Source organism: Pontixanthobacter luteolus (assembly GCF_009828095.1).
Classification (GTDB): domain Bacteria; phylum Pseudomonadota; class Alphaproteobacteria; order Sphingomonadales; family Sphingomonadaceae; genus Pontixanthobacter; species Pontixanthobacter luteolus.
Window position 1 is genome coordinate 1 of sequence record NZ_WTYP01000001.1, and the last position, 19,366, is coordinate 19,366.

The following is a 19,366-nucleotide window of genomic DNA, read 5'->3' on the forward strand; positions in this document are numbered from 1 at the left end:
TAATAAAATTGCAAAAAGGGTTTGACGGGAATGTGAGTCGTGTCTAGAAGCCCTCTCACCGACACGGAGCGGGCGGTTCAAACGCCCCACCATGTTGGTCGCCAATATCAACGGACAACCGGCCCCCGGTTTTCAATCGGGGAACCATTGTTGTCCGCTTTTGCATGTTGGACGGCTCTTTGACATTGTTAGTTTATGATGAAGGGACATGTGGGCGACGGCGCCAGGTCCAAGGGCTTTTAGGCCTTGGTAACCTGTTAAATTAAGTCGATGCCTAATCTTGGTACACGCCAAGACTAAACATGTCTCAAATGTATCCATAAAATACGTTTGAATGCAGGTATCGGCTCCTAAAATTCGGGCTAAACGGTTGATGATCTTCGGATTATGCCGGTTGGTTCGTGACACAAACTTGAGAGTTTGATCCTGGCTCAGAACGAACGCTGGCGGCATGCCTAACACATGCAAGTCGAACGAACCCTTCGGGGTGAGTGGCGCACGGGTGCGTAACGCGTGGGAACCTGCCTTTAGGTTCGGAATAACAGTTAGAAATGACTGCTAATACCGGATAATGTCTTCGGACCAAAGATTTATCGCCTTTAGATGGGCCCGCGTTAGATTAGGTAGTTGGTAGGGTAATGGCCTACCAAGCCGACGATCTATAGCTGGTCTGAGAGGATGATCAGCCACACTGGGACTGAGACACGGCCCAGACTCCTACGGGAGGCAGCAGTGGGGAATATTGGACAATGGGCGAAAGCCTGATCCAGCAATGCCGCGTGAGTGATGAAGGCCTTAGGGTTGTAAAGCTCTTTTACTAGGGATGATAATGACAGTACCTAGAGAATAAGCTCCGGCTAACTCCGTGCCAGCAGCCGCGGTAATACGGAGGGAGCTAGCGTTGTTCGGAATTACTGGGCGTAAAGCGCGCGTAGGCGGCTTTTTAAGTCAGAGGTGAAATCCCAGGGCTCAACCCTGGAACTGCCTTTGAAACTGGAAGGCTAGAATATTGGAGAGGTAAGTGGAATTCCGAGTGTAGAGGTGAAATTCGTAGATATTCGGAAGAACACCAGTGGCGAAGGCGACTTACTGGACAATTATTGACGCTGAGGTGCGAAAGCGTGGGGAGCAAACAGGATTAGATACCCTGGTAGTCCACGCCGTAAACGATGATAACTAGCTGTCCGGGCACACGGTGCTTGGGTGGCGCAGCTAACGCATTAAGTTATCCGCCTGGGGAGTACGGTCGCAAGATTAAAACTCAAAGGAATTGACGGGGGCCTGCACAAGCGGTGGAGCATGTGGTTTAATTCGAAGCAACGCGCAGAACCTTACCAGCTTTTGACATCCTGATCGCGGATAGAGGAGACTCTTTCCTTCAGTTCGGCTGGATCAGTGACAGGTGCTGCATGGCTGTCGTCAGCTCGTGTCGTGAGATGTTGGGTTAAGTCCCGCAACGAGCGCAACCCTCATCCTTAGTTGCCATCATTTAGTTGGGCACTTTAAGGAAACTGCCGGTGATAAGCCGGAGGAAGGTGGGGATGACGTCAAGTCCTCATGGCCCTTACAAGCTGGGCTACACACGTGCTACAATGGCGATGACAGTGGGCAGCTAACTCGCGAGAGTACGCTAATCTCTAAAAGTCGTCTCAGTTCGGATTGTTCTCTGCAACTCGAGAGCATGAAGGCGGAATCGCTAGTAATCGCGGATCAGCATGCCGCGGTGAATACGTTCCCAGGCCTTGTACACACCGCCCGTCACACCATGGGAGTTGGTTTCACCCGAAGATCGTGCGCTAACCTTTTAGGAGGCAGCGAGCCACGGTGGGATCAGCGACTGGGGTGAAGTCGTAACAAGGTAGCCGTAGGGGAACCTGCGGCTGGATCACCTCCTTTCTAAGGAATTTTACGAAAGCGCCGATGCTAGCCATCGGAAGTGCTTCGTAAGCTTTCAAAGAACATTGCCGTCGTCCTCATGTCCTTTCATCACTGGAGATCAGCTTACGCTGTTAAAGCGTGAGTTGTATTGCCTGAGCTGGCTCACGCCGCCCGCGGCCTTTTTGGCCAGCTGGTGCGAAATGGGCCGGTAGCTCAGTTGGTTAGAGCGCACCCCTGATAAGGGTGAGGTCGGAGGTTCAAATCCTCCTCGGCCCACCATTTCGACAGGCGTTCGCCTATATCTATGGGGCCTTAGCTCAGCTGGGAGAGCACCTGCTTTGCAAGCAGGGGGTCATCGGTTCGATCCCGATAGGCTCCACCAGATATTCAATATCTCCAGGGTGAAAAGTAAACGTATCTGACTTCGGTCAGTAGCGGGGATCTGCCCCGCGATCTTTGACATTGTGAATGGGTTTTTAATCGATGCCGTGGCGCATAGCGTTACAGGTGTGAGAGCAATCTTGCGTCTGTTCGATATGCATCACAAATTAGATGTAATAATCTGGCTGAGATATCTTCCGCACGATCATTAGGCGACTGGCTTTTATGCAGGCCTGTCGTTGATGGTGTGGATTCTCAAGCGTGAGGTAAGAGCATTTGGTGGATGCCTTGGCACATACAGGCGATGAAGGACGTGGCACGCTGCGATAAGCGTCGGGGAGATGTGAGCAATCTTTGATCCGGCGATTTCCGAATGGGGAAACCCACCTTCACCATTTCTTTTCGATTGTTTTCGGACGATCGGAACGAGGTGGATAAGGTATCACTAAGTTGAATATATAGACTTGGTGAAGCGAACCCGGGGAACTGAAACATCTCAGTACCCGGAGGAAAAGACATCAACCGAGATTCCGTTAGTAGTGGCGAGCGAACGCGGACCAGGCCAATGCCTTTGTATAAATTAGCAAAACTCTCTGGAAAGTGAGACCATAGTGGGTGACAGTCCCGTATGCGAAAGTGATTACAAAGGATTCGAGTAGGGCGGAACACGTGAAATTCTGTCTGAACATGGGGGGACCACCCTCCAAGCCTAAATACTCGTATGTGACCGATAGCGAACAAGTACCGTGAGGGAAAGGTGAAAAGCACCCCGATTAGGGGAGTGAAATAGTACCTGAAACCGAATGCTTACAAGCAGTTGGAGCCCCTTTGGGGGGTGACAGCGTACCTCTTGCATAATGGGTCAGTGACTTAATCTAACATGCAAGCTTAAGCCGTTAGGTGTATGCGCAGCGAAAGCGAGTCTGAATAGGGCGACTGAGTATGTTGGATTAGACCCGAAACCCGGCGATCTAGGCATGACCAGGTTGAAGGTGCGGTAACACGCACTGGAGGACCGAACCGTTGCATGTTGAAAAATGCTCGGATGAGTTGTGTTTAGGGGTGAAAGGCCAATCAAGCCGGGAAATAGCTGGTTCTCCGCGAAATCTATTGAGGTAGAGCGTTGGATGTATGCCGATGGGGGTAGAGCACTGGATGGGCTAGGGCTGCGCGAGCGGTACCAAACCTAACCAAACTCCGAATACCATCGAGTCTTGTCCAGCAGACAGACGGCGGGTGCTAAGGTCCGTCGTCAAAAGGGAAACAGCCCTAACCTACAGCTAAGGTCCCCAAGTCATATCTAAGTGGGAAAGCATGTGGGAATCCCAAAACAACCAGGAGGTTGGCTTAGAAGCAGCCATCCTTTAAAGAAAGCGTAACAGCTCACTGGTCTAAATAAGGGTTCCTGCGGCGAAGATGTAACGGGGCTAAAGATATGCACCGAAGCTTAGGGTTCAGATCTTTGATCTGAGCGGTAGCGGAGCGTTCCGTAAGCGGATGAAGCCGAAGGGTAACCGACGGTGGACGTATCGGAAGTGCGAATGCTGACATGAGTAGCGATAAAAAGGGTGAGATGCCCTTTCGCCGAAAGACCAAGGGTTCCTACGCAATGCTAATCAGCGTAGGGTAAGCCGGCCCCTAAGACGAGCCCGAAGGGGGTAGTCGATGGGAACCACGTTAATATTCGTGGGCCTGAAGATGTGTGACGGTTTGTGGAAGTAGTTTGTCCTTATTGGATTGGGCAGGCTGCCAAGCAGATCCAGGAAATAGCCTCTTCATATAGACCGTACCCGAAACCGACACAGGTGGTCAGGTAGAGTATACCAAGGCGCTTGAGAGAAGTATCCTGAAGGAACTCGGCAAATTGCCTCCGTACCTTCGGAAGAAGGAGGCCCCATCTCGAGGCAACTCTTGATGGGGGGCACAGGCCAGGGGGTAGCGACTGTTTATCAAAAACACAGGACTCTGCTAAGTCGGCTTCAAGACGACGTATAGGGTCTGACGCCTGCCCGGTGCTTGAAGGTTAAGAGGAGGAGTGCAAGCTCCGAATTGAAGCCCAAGTAAACGGCGGCCGTAACTATAACGGTCCTAAGGTAGCGAAATTCCTTGTCGGGTAAGTTCCGACCTGCACGAATGGCGTAACGACTTCCCCACTGTCTCCAGGATATGCTCAGCGAAATTGAATTCTCCGTGAAGATGCGGAGTACCCGCGGTTAGACGGAAAGACCCCGTGCACCTTTACTGCAGCTTTAGAGTGGTATTGGGAAAGAACTGTGTAGAATAGGTGGGAGGCTTTGAAACTTGGGCGCCAGTCCAAGTGGAGCCAACCTGTGAAATACCACCCTGTTGTTTTCTAATATCTAACCTAGATCCGTTATCCGGATCAGGGACCCTCTATGGCGGGTAGTTTGACTGGGGCGGTCGCCTCCTAAAGAGTAACGGAGGCGCGCGATGGTAGGCTCAGGACGGTTGGAAACCGTCTGCGAGAGTGCAATGGCATAAGCCTGCCTGACTGCGAGACTGACGAGTCGAGCAGAGACGAAAGTCGGTCATAGTGATCCGGTGGTCCCTCGTGGAAGGGCCATCGCTCAACGGATAAAAGGTACGCCGGGGATAACAGGCTGATGATTCCCAAGAGCTCATATCGACGGAATCGTTTGGCACCTCGATGTCGGCTCATCACATCCTGGGGCTGGAGCAGGTCCCAAGGGTTTGGCTGTTCGCCAATTAAAGTGGTACGTGAGCTGGGTTCAGAACGTCGCGAGACAGTTTGGTCCCTATCTGCCGTGGGCGTCGATACTTGAAAGGAGTTGCCCCTAGTACGAGAGGACCGGGGTGAACATGCCTCTGGTGTACCAGTCATGCCGCCAGGCGTGCCGCTGGGTAGCTATGCATGGACGGGATAACCGCTGAAAGCATCTAAGCGGGAAGCCTCCCTTAAGATAAGGTATCTTCGAGTCGTGATAGACCATCACGTTGATAGGCTGGGTGTGGAAGCGTAGTAATACGTGAAGCTAACCAGTCCTAATAACTCTGATCATGCTTGATGAATCCCACCATCAACGACAGGCCTGAAAAGGTGCTGCGCTTGATGATGTCGGAAGACATCCAGCCAGATCTACGACGCCTAATTAAACGTATCGCATCGATTAAACCCGCACATCCACTGGCTTTATTGCTTGGTGGCCATAGCGTCTGTGACCCACCCGATCCCATCTCGAACTCGGCCGTGAAACCAGACAGCGCCGATGGTACTAACGCTTAAGCGTTGGAAGAGTAGGTCGTCGCCAGGCATTATAGCTGGTGGGTGAGCGAGGAAAAAACCCATTCATATGTCAAAGGGCTGACCCCACAAGGGCAGCCCTTTTGGCGTCTCTAGGCTTCGCGCCTCGTGACGCCGCAAATCGGTGACGCGGGGTGGAGCAGTCCGGTAGCTCGTCAGGCTCATAACCTGAAGGTCGTTGGTTCAAATCCAACCCCCGCAACCACCGTTTTCAAGCACTTCAACACCCTGCGCCCTGCTGCAATCCAGCAGGGCTTCTGCGCGTCTGTATGACGCCCCTAATCGGGCCGAAGGCGGTACATCTGCTGTGGGGGCCCAGACTTCTTAGGGCTGCCCGCGAGCAGACACAATTACAGAAGGGGATGCGGGAAGGCTCATAGTCAGCTTGCCAAGAGCCACCTCAGCAAACACATGCCGCCTATCTCGGCTCAATGATGATGTTACGTTGAAGACCAGCTTTGCTCGGTCTGGCGCTGTTTGCGTCACCGCGATTGCTTTCTCGCCTTCTGCCTTCGGCCCACCTCTCACAATCTTGTGAATTACATTCAGTCTGTAAATGAGCGAGTAGCTATTGCGGCTGAAGAACAGACAAGCATTATGGAAGAGGTGCAACCTCGACAGAGAAACATGATCGAAAGGTACATGTTGCGGCCATCGTCGAATTATGTCTCAGGTCCATCGTGTTTTGCGCAAAAGCGGAACTGCCACTTTTTCGATGGGCGGCTGTCGCCTCAACGGAATTGTTGCGAGCAACTCAAACGTTCTGGCCGCCGTTGCGGGCTTCATCGGCTCAAGTGAAGCGCTTTGATAGAGTTCCCCCTTCAGCACCGCTATTTGGCCACGTCCGACGAAGGTTCGCTCGGAAAAAGAGTGCAAAAAGTGAAGATTTCTTCCATTCAAAAGCGAGCAGAAGCTTCCGCATTCCATAATAAGGCTACCTCCGTCGAAAGCCTCTTTGTGCAATTGCGCCGTAAGACCGCATTTTTTCTCCGCCGTCCGGCATCGAGCCTAGCCCTCCGCGTTTTCATGATGAATGCGGCAAAGCCCTTCGGAAACAGATGCTGCGGGAACTACGACGGACTGGTTTCGTCCGAACTGCCAGGATCGTCTAGCTCCAGCTCCTGCGATGTCGCCATCGGCGTTGTGCGCGGCAGGTTCTGGAAGGCCTGCTGGTCCTCTGCCGGAACCGCTTGGGCAATGAACAATCGCCAGAAGCCGAATGCCGTCACAAAGAGCGCGACTAGGCCGATGGCGCCGAACAATCCGCCAGCGCCGAAGCTTCCGATTCCGATTGAGCCGACAACCGGCCCCACCATCGCGCCTGCCGAATAGGCCAGCACCAATCCGCCGGTTGCCCCAACGCGCTCGCTTTCCTCTATGTGATCGTTCGTGTGCGCGACACATAGGGGGTAAAGTGCGAAGGTCATTCCGCCGAAAAGCGCGCCGAGCGGGAACAGCAGCAGGCGGCTGTCCAGGCTGCATACGATCGCAGTGCACACCAACACCGCACCTACGAACGTCCCGACAATCACGCGCCGTCTGTCGAACCGGTCGGACAACATGCCAAGCGGCCATTGCAGCGCCACGCCGCCCGCGATGACGCACGAGGTGAAAAACGCCACGTCAGACAGGTCCATCCCCAGACGCCGGATGAAAACTGCACCCAGTGCATAGAATGCGCCGAGCATCAGGCCTGTCGCGGTGACCCCGACGACACCAAGCGGGGATATTCTGTAGAGCTTCTTTACCGCCAGAGGCTTCAGATCTTCGATCGTCGGCTGCACATCCTTGGTCAGGACCACCGGCAGCACTGCGATCGAAAGCAGGATCGCCGAATACATGAAGGGCAGGGCAGGCGATTCCTCCCCGAGATTGAGCAGGAACTGGCCGATCGCCTGCCCGGAATACAGCGCCACCATGTACCCGGCCAGAACGCTGCTGCGATTGGCTGGCTCGGCCTTTTCGTTCAGCCAGCTTTCAAGGCAGATATAGATGCCGGCAATTACCAAGCCGTCGATGAACCGCAGCACCAGCCAGATTGCTGCATTCTCGTGCAAGGCATAGGCAAGGCTGCTGGCGGAAAATACCGAAACGAATGCCGCAAACGAGCGGATATGGCCAACATTGCCGATCAGTTTCGACACGGTCAGCGATCCGGCAAACAGACCGGTAAAATACGCTGTCGCTGCGAGGCCGATCACCAGCGCGCTGGCACCGGCAGCCTCCAGCCGGACTGCAATCAGTGTGGACAGGAAACCGCTGCCCGCCATGATCAGGAAGATTGCGAGCAGGAAGGTCCTGACATTGAGTAGCGATGCGAGCATAATTCGCGCGCTTATCAGCGAAGGTCAGGGTTTGACCAGCGGCAAGTCTTCAGTCTGTGTAACCCAGTGCAGAACGCAGCGGCCCCAGCCACGGCTCAAACGGTTTCCACGCAGCTACACCGTCGCGGTTGATCGGCCGCCTCACCTGTTCAGAACTGGCAGTTCGAACCGCGCGCTTGCTCTTGTGGAACTCCAGGCAGGATTGTTCGAAAGGCAAGCCAAGATAGTCGAGCATCCGGCTGACCTGGCCTTCCAGATCGTCGAGAACATCCTCGTGCTGAACCCGCAATACCGCGCCCGGCAAAACCGTGTCCCAATGGTCCATCAGGGAAACATAGTCGCTGTAATACCGCCCGATTTCTTCGAGCCCGTAGGTGAATTCCTGCCCCTCTGCGAACAGCTGTTTGAAGCCGGAGAAGCAGCAATCCATCGGATCACGGCGGGCATCGATGATCCGGGCATTCGGCAGGATGAGCTTGATCAGGCCGATATGGCGAAAATTGTTCGGCATCTTGTCGATGAACATCGGCGCGCCCTGCCGGTGGATGCGGGTGTTCTCGATAAAGTTCTCGCCCATTTCAGCCAGCTGCTCCGAGCTTAAATCATGCAGGACCGCAGGATAAAGCGTTTCGCCAGCTTTCCGTCCGCGCAGCCGGTGGGCAAGGGCAAGGATGTTGGGCAATTCAAGCGTCCCGTCGATCTGGCTGTGCGAAGCCAGTATCTGTTCGAGCAAGGTTGAACCTGCACGCGGGAGGCCAAGGATGAAAATCGGGTCGGGTGCGGGATGCCCGGCGCCGTCGTGCTTCTCGAACAGATCGGGAGTGCAGATTTGCGCCTGCAGGGCGAGTTCCGCGCTCATTGTATCAGCATCATATCGTGTCTGGCGGCGTTTCAGCGTGTTACCGGCATCGTAATGGCGGAATGATGCCTCGTATTCTTCCCGGTCCTCGAACGCTTTGCCTAGCGCGAAGGACATGTGCGCCCGGTCCATGAACGCAAGCTCAGGGCGATCGATCTGCGCGAGCATCGCGGAAATCTCATCATTTGCGAACCGATAGGTCTTCAGATTGGCAAGTGCGTAGTATGCATCCCCATGGTCCGGCTTCGCGGCCAATGCGCTGCGGTAGGATGCGATCGCATCATCCTGAGCGCCCGTGGTTTTCAGTGCATGACCTCGCGAAGTCAGCGTAGCCGGGTCGTTGGGCAGCTTTTCCAGAACCTGATCAAACAGTTCGAAAGCGCGGTCGTATTCGCCGGTTTGCATGGCCTCGATCGCAAGGTGCGACTGGAAGAGCGGGCTTTCCGGATCGCGCGCGTACAGGGCTTCCGCCTGGGCCTTCGCTTCGGCAAATTTCTGCCGCCTGCGCAGGGCATCGATGTAATCGAGGCGTACCTGGATATTGTCGGGCTCGAACTCCGCGGCGCTTTCCAGCAGGAATTCCGCATCGTCGAGGATGCCCAGCTTAATCCCGATCTGCGCCAGAAGGCGCATGCCCTCGGTGCTGCGCGGGCTGTGGCGCAGATAGTGCCGGCAGAATTCCTCTGCCTTCAACAGGCGGCCCTCTGCCAGATGGTTAGTCACTGCCAGCAATTCGCGCGGCATCAAACGGATGCGGTCTGCCTGCGCCTGAGAAGCTGCGGCCTCTGCGGTGTTGCCGGCTGCTGAATGCATTTCTGCCAGCGCCCGCCAGCTTGCCTCCAGGGCGGGGTTGAACTGTACCGCGCGCGTGAACGCAGCGATCGCGCCATGCTGATTGCCTTCCGCGCGGGCGAGATGACCGGCTTCTTGCCAAGCGCGCCCGAATTCGGGTGAGGCGGCTTGCAACTGGCTTAAATAACCCTGCGCAGCGGCAAAGTCGGACAGGTAGCGGCTGGCAACAGCGGCCAGATACAGGCTTTCGGCATCCTCGGGCCCGCTTTGGATCAGCGTCTGGGCAATCGCCAGGGCGGAACCGAAATCACCCGAACGAAGGGCATCCTGCCCCGATTTGAGCTGCGCCGAACGTTCATCGCGTGTGTCTGCCATGACGATGCCTTTGCCAGAAAAGAGAAACGGCGGGCAAGGCAGTTAAGCCCTGTCCGCCGTTTCGATCAATGTGAGGTCAGACGATCAGTAATCGAAGCTGACGCGCATACCCACGGTCAGCGGGCGGTTTGTGGTGATCCGCTCGCGATCGTTGATGTAATTGCCTGCGATTTCCGCACGCGTATCGGTCAGGTTCTCACCGAAGATTTCAAGCGACCACTGGTTGGTCTTGACCCCTGCGCTGAGCGCGAAGGTTGTGTAGCTTTCCAGTTTGAACTTGTTGATTTCGATGATGTCGGTGAACTTCGAACCCGAATGGACGAGCTGCGGCTGTATGTGCGCGCTGAGATCGTCGTTGAGATCCCATTCGTAACGAACGCGCAGGTTGCCCTGGAATTCCGGAGCATAAGCAAGCGGTTCGCCCTTGATCACATCGTTGGTCGGCGTGAGGACCTTGGTGATTTCCGTATCGAGGAATGAAAACGCCCCGGAAACGGTCAGGCCTTCAATGCTGTACGGTGCCCACGTGATCTCGCCTTCGACGCCCTTGATCTCTGCATCCGCGGCATTGTCCGAGAAGAACAGATTGGTGATGCTAGGATCGAAGATCGTCGTTTGCAGACGGCTGATGTCGACGAAGAACGCACTGCCGTTCAGTCGCAGCTGGCCGTCGATCAGGTCCATCTTCCAGCCGAGTTCGTAGTTCTTCACTTCATCGGTTTCGAGTTCGAATGGAACCGTGAAGCCTGCACCGTTTCCGGCACCGCCGGGGCGGTTCAGCAGGCCAGGGCGGAAGCCCTCCGAATAGGTCGCGTAGAACAGCAGATCCTCGCTTGGCGTCAGCGTTACGGTGCCTTTCAGGATCGTGCCCTTGGCCTTGGCGACGTCAGGTGCGTTCAACGAATTGAACACCTGCTGTGCCTGTGCAGCGGTCAGGCCGGCAGCCTGAATATCGGCCAGCGTATCGCCCTGGCTGAATGTCTGGCGAAGTGCCGCGTTACAGCTTCCAACGAAGGTGAATTGGCCATCGCCATCATACAGGTCGGAAACATTGGTGCCGAACGCGTCGGCATCCTGCGCAGCGCCCGAGTTGCAGAACGAGCTGTTGGCATCACCTTCAAAGTCGACTTCGATGTTGTAGTAACGCGCGCCGAGCGTGACGGTCAGCAGATCGGGCACGACGTCGAAGCTGGCTTCGCCAAACAGGCCGAACTGTTCATCGGTCCGCTTGATGTCATTCCGGAAAATCACGCCAGCCGGGAACGGTCCGGCATCGCTCTGGAAACCGCCCGGGAACGGGAAGTTCGGAGCGAAGGCGCCAAATGGTGCAGCGGCGACGCTGCCCGGATAGGTGAAGTCGTTCCGCTCCTGAAGTTCCAGATCGGAATAGAACGCACCCAGAGTTGCGCGAATACGCTCTTCCTGAGGAGTGTTGACCCGGAATTCCTGCGTGAAGACCTTGGTCTTGGAAGACGAGGTCACAAACAGGTTTGGTGCCTGACAGGTGCCGCTCGGCACCGCTGCACCCGGATAGCTGACGGAGCCGTCGCAGATGTAATAAGGCAGGTATTGGCCGACAAACAGATAGTCGGTGTAATCGACCCGCTGTTCGGTTTCACGGTCGGTATATGCACCGGTGTAGACCACGTCGAGCATCGCCAGGCGGCCTTCGACCGTCCAACTGGTGTTGGAGAAATCGTCTTCGATCCGGTCCTGTTCGTAACGCTGGATTTCCAGATCATCGAGGTCGAGATCGGGATCGGCGAAGAACACACCGTCAGATTCAATTGACTGGCGTGCATGCGAAACGGTCAGGCGCCAGTCGGGTGTGAATTCGTACAAAGCCGATGCGCGGAAACCAGAATACTGGGTGTCGTTGAAATCTTCTTCCACCAGACCCGAATTGTCGGCGGCGATGAAGTTCACGTTGGCATCGATTTGTGCCAGCGTTGCCGGGTCGGACTGGAAACCGGCGCGCTGCGTGTTCACCGGCACACCGTTTGAGCGGACGGTTCCGGCCGGACGGAAGCGGGCGCTGTCACGTGCGGTGATCGTGCCTGCAACATTGTCGATATAACCGCCCTGGCTGTCGAGATAGAATACCCCGCGAACGGCGAAATTGTCGGTGACCGGGATGTTGAGCATCGCTTCAGCGTTGTAGCTGGCTTCGCCGCCCTTGGTGAAGGAAACACCGGCCTTTGCGCCAGCGTCAAAGCCGCTCAGCGAAGGCTTGTTGGTGATCAGGCGGACAACACCTGCCTGCGAGCTTGCGCCGAACAGCGTGCCCTGGGGACCTGCGAGAACCTCGATACGTTCAAGGTCGGCAGCATAGACGTCGAGGTTGCGGCCCGGCTGTGCGAGCGGCTGATCGTCGAGATAAAGCGCAACGTTGGGCGCGAGGCCAGCCACACCGGCGGTGGTCAGGTTGGGCGTGGTCGAGGCGAGGCCGCGAATATAGATCGTGCTCTGGCCCGGACCGCTGCCGCCTGCAGTAACGGTGGGAAGCTGATCAAGGTAATCGGAGAACGTGTCGATCGCGAGCTCGTCCAGCGCTTCCTCGCCAATTGCGTTTACCGAGATCGGAACGTCCTGCAGGTTTTCGGAAACCTTGGTTGCAGTTACCACGATTTCACCGACGCCCCCGGTGCGCGGCTGAGCGTCCTGCGCGGAGGCTGCTGTTGCCGTAAAGGCGGCGATCGCCACGATCGACGTGCCGCTTGTAAATTTGATCATCTGGATTTTTTCCCTGTCGACTTCGAAGGTCTGGCTTTGGATCTCGCCGCAATAAATCACGCCTGAGCGGATTGATTTTGCGCACGGTGGCGGGCGAATAACAAAGTCACCCAGAGCTGGCCACCGCAGGAGGCCAATAATTACGAAGCGAAAAGAGTCTGTGATATTATCATCACAGGAAAACAATAAATCAAATAAAGGCAAATATATATATCTTGGAGCCGATATACATTGCATTTTTACTGGTTCATTATTTCAATCTGACCATGTAATCGGGAAGTATTTATAGTTAACTCAAATAGGAGTAATAAAATACTTGTCACGCGCAAGTCGAAATCAAGTTGCTATCGGACATTCCCGGCGATCGCCGGGGTCGCTATACTGAACTTGCTGCGGCTGGGTTCTCGATCACTTCGCTGGCGTGGGCGGTGCATGCAACGCCCTGACGTTTGCGGATGAGATCGTAGATCACTGCTTTTATGATCGAAATGCCCATAAGGGCGACAACGAACGAGAATGGCAGTGCGCCGATGATCATGGTGATGCGGATCGCCTCTATCCCGCCCAGCAGCAACATGCTGCCGACCACAAATGCGATGGCGGCGCCCCAGAAAATAATATGGTGGCGGCGGTCAGATGCGCTGCTGTCTTCTCCGGCCCCGTTGATCGTGTTGACGATCAGGATCGCACTGTCGGCCGATGTGATGAGATAGGTCATCAGCAGGATCACCACGAGGCCCGACATAACCAGCGCTATTGCCGGATCGAACATCACGGCCAGCGTGGCATAGAGTTGGTCGGAAATGCCGGATGAGAGAATTGTGCCTTGCGCAGCTCCGCTCAGTTCCAGATCGATCGCGGTTCCGCCGACAATCGCCATCCAAACAAAGCACATCAGCGAAGGGACAAGGATTACGCCCAGAACGTATTCGCGCACTGTCCGTCCGCGCGACACGCGCGCAATGAACATGCCGACGAAGGGTGCGAAGGCGATCCACCAGGCCCAATAGAAAACCGACCAGTCGAGTTGCCACTGTGCCAGCGCGTCACCGGAAGTAGTTCCATCGGCGGACCAGAGGGTAAGCGCCAGTCCGGGCAAATTCACGATGTAATCATATATGCCGGTCAGCAGGAGCTCAAATCCGAGCAGACCCGATCCGAGGATGACGAAGACTGCCAGCAACAGGAAAGACAGGCCCATATTCAGATTGGACAGCCATTTGATACCGCGGCCGACACCGGAAAGCGCGGATATCGTCGATGCGCCGACCAGCAGGATCAGCGCGACAACAATGGCCGCAGACGAAGCGGTGCCTTCTGGACCGATCAACCAGTCGCCAAGGCCAAGCCGGTGCAACCCGGTGACGAATTGTTCGACCCCCAGGCCCATCGTTACGGCAACGCCCAAAACCGTTGCAACAACCGCAACGATATCGACAATGTGACCGGCAGGGCCGGACATTGCCTTGCCAAACAGCGGAGCGAGTGCCGACCGGATCGTCAGCGGCAAGTTGCGGCGATAGGCGACATAGCCGACTGCCAGGCCGACCAGCGCATAGGTGGCCCATGCGGCGAAGCCCCAATGCAGGAAAGTGTAAATATAGGCCGGGCGGATAGCCTCGGCAGAAACCGGTTCGATCATCCCGCGGATGATGTCCGGATTATTCTGAAAATGGGCCAAAGGCTCACCGGTGGAATAGGTCAGCATGCCGATCCCGATCCCGGCCCCGAACAGCATAGCAAACCACGAGAAGCGCGAGAATTCCGGTTTCTCGCCATGAGAACCGAGGCGCAGTGTTCCGGTTTTTGGGATCACCGCAAGAATGAATGCGATGAGCATGAGGAATGCCACCAGGTAAACATACCAACCAGCGAAATCGCGAATGATCGTATCGTTGGCGAGCGCCAGTACTTCGTTTGCCTGCACCGGGAACAGTATGGCCCAAAGGATCAGAAGGGTGACGATCACCTTGGACGGAACAGTCACAATCGTGCTGAAACCATTGTAAAACCCCTTACTCGCAGTCTTGATGTGCAGATGCACCAATGGCGGATCAATCGAATTTCCGTCAGCGGTGTCACTCATAGATTTGCTCTGCTTTCCATCGGGTACGGTTTTCCCGCGATGCCGAAGCACATTTTGCAAGGCACGGTTTGTCAGGGAAAAAGGTGTGCCACATGCCTAAAGCCTACGGCGAGCATTGCAAGGGTAGCAGGGGAGATGATCGCCGGAGGAAGTAATGGCCCCGTTGCTCAACCCTGCGCGCGGAAAGGCGCCTTGTGGTCCGGCATCGCTGCAACGATGGCGCCCAGATCGCTGGCGATCCGCCCGAGGACCGGCACCAGTTTCTGCATATCCAGTGTCAGCGCCAGCGGGTCGCACCGATCCGGTATCAGTCCAAATCCAATGAACAGGTCTATCCATTCCTGTTCGTCGGTGATTTCATGCTCGAAAGTCACCAGCCGCCCTCTGGCAGCAAACTGATCCATCCTGATACGCAGGCTTTCCGGCACATCCACCTCTCGGCAAGCGGTCCACGCCGCGTCGGTTCTGTGGTTCAGCAAAAACGGCGCAAGCACGCGATCTCGAACTTGACTGAATGAGGCTGCTTGCCGCGCGTTATAGGCCTGCGCTTCCGCAGCCATGTTGGCCGAGGCGGGTAACAGTTCGGCGAAATGCAAAGCTTGTTCCAGCAGCAGCAGCCGGTCTGCCGAATGGTACGGACCGAGCGCGCACGCCGCTGTGCCCATGCGGACCAAATTGCCGCTCCACGGATCAGCGGTCGAAAACATCCGGAAATCTGCGCACGTCATATCGCTGGCGGGAAGATTGCCAATGCCGGCGGCCTCGTGCCCGGTTTCGCTGGCGAGCGCCTCTATGATGGTGCCAGATGGAAGTGTCGTACGCATCATCAGGCCGCCTTCGATCGCCTCCGCGGCAGGATTGAAGCTACGCTGCCCTTCCGCCGCCGGAATGAAGCCCGAACGCAGCTGACTGAATGGGAATTCAAATACCGACTGCTTCGGATGCGTACCCTGCTCCAGCACCGCAAAATCTGAAATCTCGCCGGATAAGTCGATGAAAATGTCTGCAGCAATTTCGCGGCCGTCTTCCAGCAAGACGGAGCGGACAGTATTCTCACCGCCAGTCGCGACTGCAGAGGCTATTCCTTGTAAAGTTTCGAACCGGTCGCGAGTGGATCGCCCGCGCAGGTATTCAGCGAAAGCGTTCATTCCGATCTGGATCTGCGGACCGAGCATTTGCTTGGGCGAGCCGGCCTCTCCGGCGGGCCAACTGAGTTTTCCTGCGGCTGCGGCGCGCGAAGGCAGGCGGAATGGTTCGAGCAGATGTGCCAGCCGCCTGCGATCATCATGCAGCATCGCTGCGCGGAGCATGATCTGGTGAAGCGGCACTCCGTTAATCTTTGGCATTGAACCGGACGGCCCGAGAAACAGTTCACTTCCCGCACCGAGCCAGCCGAGATGCGTGATGCCGATTCCGACCGAGGCGTCGGAGCGTTTGAGCAGGTCAGCTATGTCTATCTGCGACCGCTCGAAATATCGGTGTGCCGCAGGGACTACCATTGCGCCATTGGTGCCGATGCCGCTTCCGGATGTCTCGACGATCGTCAGCTTTGTCTGGTCCGGCAGGCTGCCCGCCAGCAATGCGGCTACCGGCCAGACATCGCCGGAAGCGCCGAATAGAGCGATTTTTGCAAGATGCGGCTGATCGGTCATTGGCGCTGACCTGCCTCTGGCGGCTGGAAAGCGGCACCGGATTCGGCGATGAACCGGGAGTGGGTTCTCATCGCGTCCACGCCTTTGCGGATAGTTGCGGAAACCTGGCCCAGTTTTGTTTCAAGCTCTTGTTTGGGCATCATGCCGGCGCGCGGGTCCCACGTTTCGGGCATCACGTTCTGGCCGATAAAGACGGATAGCCAGCTGGGCGCCAGAAACAGCCCTTGCGTGAAATCCGGAACCAGCCCGCGCGATTTGAACGCGTCGATTTTCGCAGCAAGGCTATCTGGCATCTGGCTCTCGCGAAAATCACGCCACATAGGCGAATCCTCGCGCTGGTTAGCGACATAATGGAGCATCAGGAAATCGCGGATCCGGGCATACTCGGCATCCATCAGGCGGTTGTATTCATCCGCGTCGCTGACAGCGCATTCCTGTTCCGGGAACAGCGCCACGAGATTGTCGATACCGCTCTGAATCAAATCGATGCTGGTCGATTCCAGCGGCTCCAGAAAACCGCCGGACAAACCGATTGCGACGCAATTCCTGCTCCACATCTTGCGCCTCTTGCCAGTCGCGAAGAACAGCTGCTTGGGTTCAGCCAGAGGCTTCCCTTCCAGCGTGGTCATCAGCTGGTCGAGCGCGTCCTGGTCGCTGATATAGCTGTCGCAATAGACATGGCCGTTGCCAACCCGGTGCTGCAGCGGGATACGCCACTGCCATCCGGCTTCGCGCGCTGTCGCGCGTGTATATGGCGATAGTGGTCCCTTCATTTCGCAGGGCACTGCATAGGCGCGGTTATTGGGGAGGAACTTGCTCCAGTCCTCATACCCGGTCTTCAGTTCCTGTTCGATCAAAACGCCGCGAAAACCGGAGCAGTCGATAAACAGGTCCGCCCCGAAAGTTTCGCCAGACTCAAGGCTGACAGAACGGATAAAACCGTTTTCACCGTCCAATGCTGCGGACACGATCTTGCCCTCTAAGCGCCGGACGCCGCGCTGCTGTGCAAAGCGGCCCAGAAATGCGGCGTAGAGGCTCGCATCGAACTGGAAGGCATAGGAATATGCGGTCGGCCCGTCTTCATTCTGCGGACCCGGGAGGTCGAATTTCCCCGCCTCGGCAGCGACAATCGGGAAGCTGAAATTTCCGAACGGTTCGCAGCCGGAACGGCTGGCCTGCCTGACCCAGTAGTGATGGAAATCTGCCGGGCCGATGGTGTCACCATACGCGCCGAAAGGATGGAAATAGCTATCCCCTATCCGGCCCCAATCGCAGAACTGGATGCCCAGCTTGATCGTGGCGCTGGTGGCGGCCATCAACTCGGTTTCGTCAATGCCAAGCGCCTGATTGAAATATCGGATCTGCGGCAGTGTCGCCTCGCCCACACCAACCGTGCCGATTTCGGCGGATTCGATTAGCGTTATGTCCAAGCCGAGCCCGCACAGGCGGTGCGACAAGGCGGCTGCAGTCATCCAGCCAGCCGTGCCGCCGCCAACGATCACGATTTTGCGGACTAGCCTGTCAGACCGATCTTTCAACGTTCACTCCCGATTGAGAGGAGCATTCGCAGATTGTCATGGAAGATCAACCGGGCGCGGCAATCACGATGCGGTGCTGATCGGCAGCGTGGCGGAAATGAAACGGGCGGACACGCCGAAGCCTGCCCGCCCGCATAGATCATAGGCTGTCTTCGGTCAGGCAGGCTTGCGGGCGAAAATCCCGAAGCCGGCAATCACCGCATAGCAGATCGCAGGAATGACCAGCGAAAATGCCAATGTGGTCGCATCGGCAACAGCTCCGACAAGCAGCGGAACAACCGCGCCGCCGCAGATCGCGACATTGATGATGCCTGATCCGTCCGCTGCGCGGGTACCCAGCTTCTCGCATGCGAGCGAGAAGATCGTCGGGAACATGATCGCGTTCATCAGTCCGATTGCGAGCAGGCTATAGGCAGAAAGCTCGCCGGTGGTGTTGGCGGAAATCACGATCAATGTGATTGCCCCTGCGGCTACGGTTGCCAGCAGCAGTCCCGGGCTGACGATCCGCAGCAAGCCCGAACCGATCAGTCGGCCAACCATTGCGCCGCCCCAATACAGTGCGACCATCCAGCCGATCACGCTTTCAGGCTGCCCCAGAACGAAGTCCTGCGACAGGTAATTGATGATGATCGAACCGATGGCGACTTCACCGCCAACATAGAGGAAGATCGATAGCGCGCCGAAACGGAAGCGGGGCCGCGTCAGCAGATCCAGCCCGGCAAGGCCGGCGCTCGCTTCGTGCTTTTCCGATTTCAGGCGGTTGCGGAACATCCATACGACCGCGGCCACGATCGCCAGCGCAATCGCCAGACCGACATAGGTGTTCACGATCACTGCCGATTCCAGCGAGCGGTAGGCGTCGAGTTCAGCACCCGAGAGGTCTTCCGCGCTGACGTTGGCCAAGCTGCCGAGGATCAGGCCAGCACCAACCAGCGGGAAAATGAAAGTACCGAAGGAATTGAATGCCTGCGCGAAAGTCAGCCGGCTGTGGGTGGTTTTTGCCGGGCCAAGCAGGCTGATCAGCGGGTTTGCCACGACTTGCACCACCACGACCCCGCTGGCGAGGACGAACAGGGCAAACAGAAACAGGCTGTATGTCGCGGTCTGCGATGCGGGGATGAACAGCAGGCAGCCGGTCATCATGATCAACAGGCCAGCAACCGCGCCGCGCATGTATCCGATCCGTTTCACCAGCTTTGCGCCGGGTATCCCGATCACGAAATAGGCCGCGAAGAAGCAGAACTGAACCAGCATCGCCTGCGTGTAATTGAGGGTGAACAGTTCCTTCAGCTTGGGAATGATCACGTCATTGAGCGAAGTGATACCGCCGAAAATGAAAAACAGCGCGAACACGAACCATTGCAGACCCGGCTCGTTTACATGGATGTCTTCTGCCTCGATCGGATTCGGATCGGTGCTCGACGCAACGTCTGGCGCTAGAGCCATGGTGTATTCCCTCCCTTGT

The 19,366-nt window shown here is 56.5% G+C and carries 7 protein-coding genes, 3 tRNA genes and 3 rRNA genes; 6 read left to right on the plus strand and 7 right to left on the minus strand.

Annotation, left to right across the window (positions count from 1 at the left end):
* Positions 1-408: 408 nt before the first annotated feature.
* The 6 genes from GRI43_RS00005 (at position 409) to GRI43_RS00030 (ending at position 5,747) form a co-directional block, all read left to right on the plus strand.
* Positions 409-1,896: ribosomal RNA gene (locus tag GRI43_RS00005) — 16S ribosomal RNA — on the plus strand.
* A 184-nt stretch (positions 1,897-2,080) separates the two neighbouring features.
* Positions 2,081-2,157: transfer RNA gene (locus GRI43_RS00010), tRNA-Ile, on the plus strand.
* A 27-nt stretch (positions 2,158-2,184) separates the two neighbouring features.
* A tRNA-Ala gene (locus tag GRI43_RS00015) sits at positions 2,185-2,260 on the plus strand.
* 255 nt (positions 2,261-2,515) lie between these two features.
* Positions 2,516-5,307, plus strand: a 23S ribosomal RNA gene (locus GRI43_RS00020).
* A gap of 130 nt (positions 5,308-5,437) precedes the next feature.
* A 5S ribosomal RNA gene (gene rrf, locus GRI43_RS00025) occupies positions 5,438-5,552 on the plus strand.
* Together the 16S, 23S and 5S rRNA genes with 3 tRNA genes alongside form the textbook arrangement of a ribosomal RNA operon.
* Before the next feature lie 118 nt (positions 5,553-5,670).
* Positions 5,671-5,747, plus strand: a tRNA-Met gene (locus GRI43_RS00030).
* An 865-nt stretch (positions 5,748-6,612) separates the two neighbouring features.
* On the opposite strand, the gene GRI43_RS00035 is transcribed toward GRI43_RS00030, so the two are convergent.
* From GRI43_RS00035 to GRI43_RS00065, 7 genes are all read right to left on the minus strand, one after another.
* Positions 6,613-7,866: an MFS transporter gene (locus tag GRI43_RS00035; RefSeq protein WP_160729092.1), complete on the minus strand. Its 1,254-nt coding sequence runs from the start codon at positions 7,864-7,866 to the stop codon at positions 6,613-6,615.
* 49 nt (positions 7,867-7,915) lie between these two features.
* A complete protein-coding gene (locus tag GRI43_RS00040) occupies positions 7,916-9,892 on the minus strand; it encodes a tetratricopeptide repeat-containing sulfotransferase family protein (protein ID WP_160729093.1) in 1,977 nt (658 codons plus the stop codon).
* Positions 9,893-9,976: 84 nt separating this feature from the next.
* A complete protein-coding gene (locus GRI43_RS00045) occupies positions 9,977-12,625 on the minus strand; it encodes a TonB-dependent receptor (protein ID WP_160729094.1) in 2,649 nt (882 codons plus the stop codon).
* Between the two features lie 376 nt (positions 12,626-13,001).
* On the minus strand, positions 13,002-14,711 hold the full coding sequence (locus GRI43_RS00050; RefSeq protein ID WP_160729095.1) for a BCCT family transporter: 1,710 nt from the start codon (positions 14,709-14,711) through the stop codon (positions 13,002-13,004).
* A 167-nt stretch (positions 14,712-14,878) separates the two neighbouring features.
* Positions 14,879-16,363 (minus strand): tryptophan 7-halogenase, encoded by a 1,485-nt coding sequence (locus GRI43_RS00055; RefSeq protein ID WP_160729096.1) that lies wholly within the window; start codon positions 16,361-16,363, stop codon positions 14,879-14,881.
* A complete protein-coding gene (locus GRI43_RS00060) occupies positions 16,360-17,901 on the minus strand; it encodes a tryptophan halogenase family protein (protein ID WP_235903545.1) in 1,542 nt (513 codons plus the stop codon). The genes GRI43_RS00055 and GRI43_RS00060 overlap by 4 nt, the downstream gene beginning before the upstream one ends.
* 156 nt (positions 17,902-18,057) lie before the next feature.
* On the minus strand, positions 18,058-19,347 hold the full coding sequence (locus tag GRI43_RS00065) for a sugar MFS transporter (RefSeq protein WP_160729097.1): 1,290 nt from the start codon (positions 19,345-19,347) through the stop codon (positions 18,058-18,060).
* Positions 19,348-19,366 lie beyond the last annotated feature (19 nt).

Bases quoted from the DNA above. Each gene is read 5' to 3' on its own strand.
- GRI43_RS00035 (WP_160729092.1), bottom strand. From the start codon at position 7,866: ATGCTCGCATCGCTACTCAATGTCAGGACCTTCCTGCTCGCAATCTTC.
- GRI43_RS00040 (WP_160729093.1), bottom strand. From the start codon at position 9,892: ATGGCAGACACACGCGATGAACGTTCGGCGCAGCTCAAATCGGGGCAG.
- GRI43_RS00045 (WP_160729094.1), bottom strand. From the start codon at position 12,625: ATGATCAAATTTACAAGCGGCACGTCGATCGTGGCGATCGCCGCCTTT.
- GRI43_RS00050 (WP_160729095.1), bottom strand. From the start codon at position 14,711: ATGAGTGACACCGCTGACGGAAATTCGATTGATCCGCCATTGGTGCAT.
- GRI43_RS00055 (WP_160729096.1), bottom strand. From the start codon at position 16,363: ATGACCGATCAGCCGCATCTTGCAAAAATCGCTCTATTCGGCGCTTCC.
- GRI43_RS00065 (WP_160729097.1), bottom strand. From the start codon at position 19,347: ATGGCTCTAGCGCCAGACGTTGCGTCGAGCACCGATCCGAATCCGATC.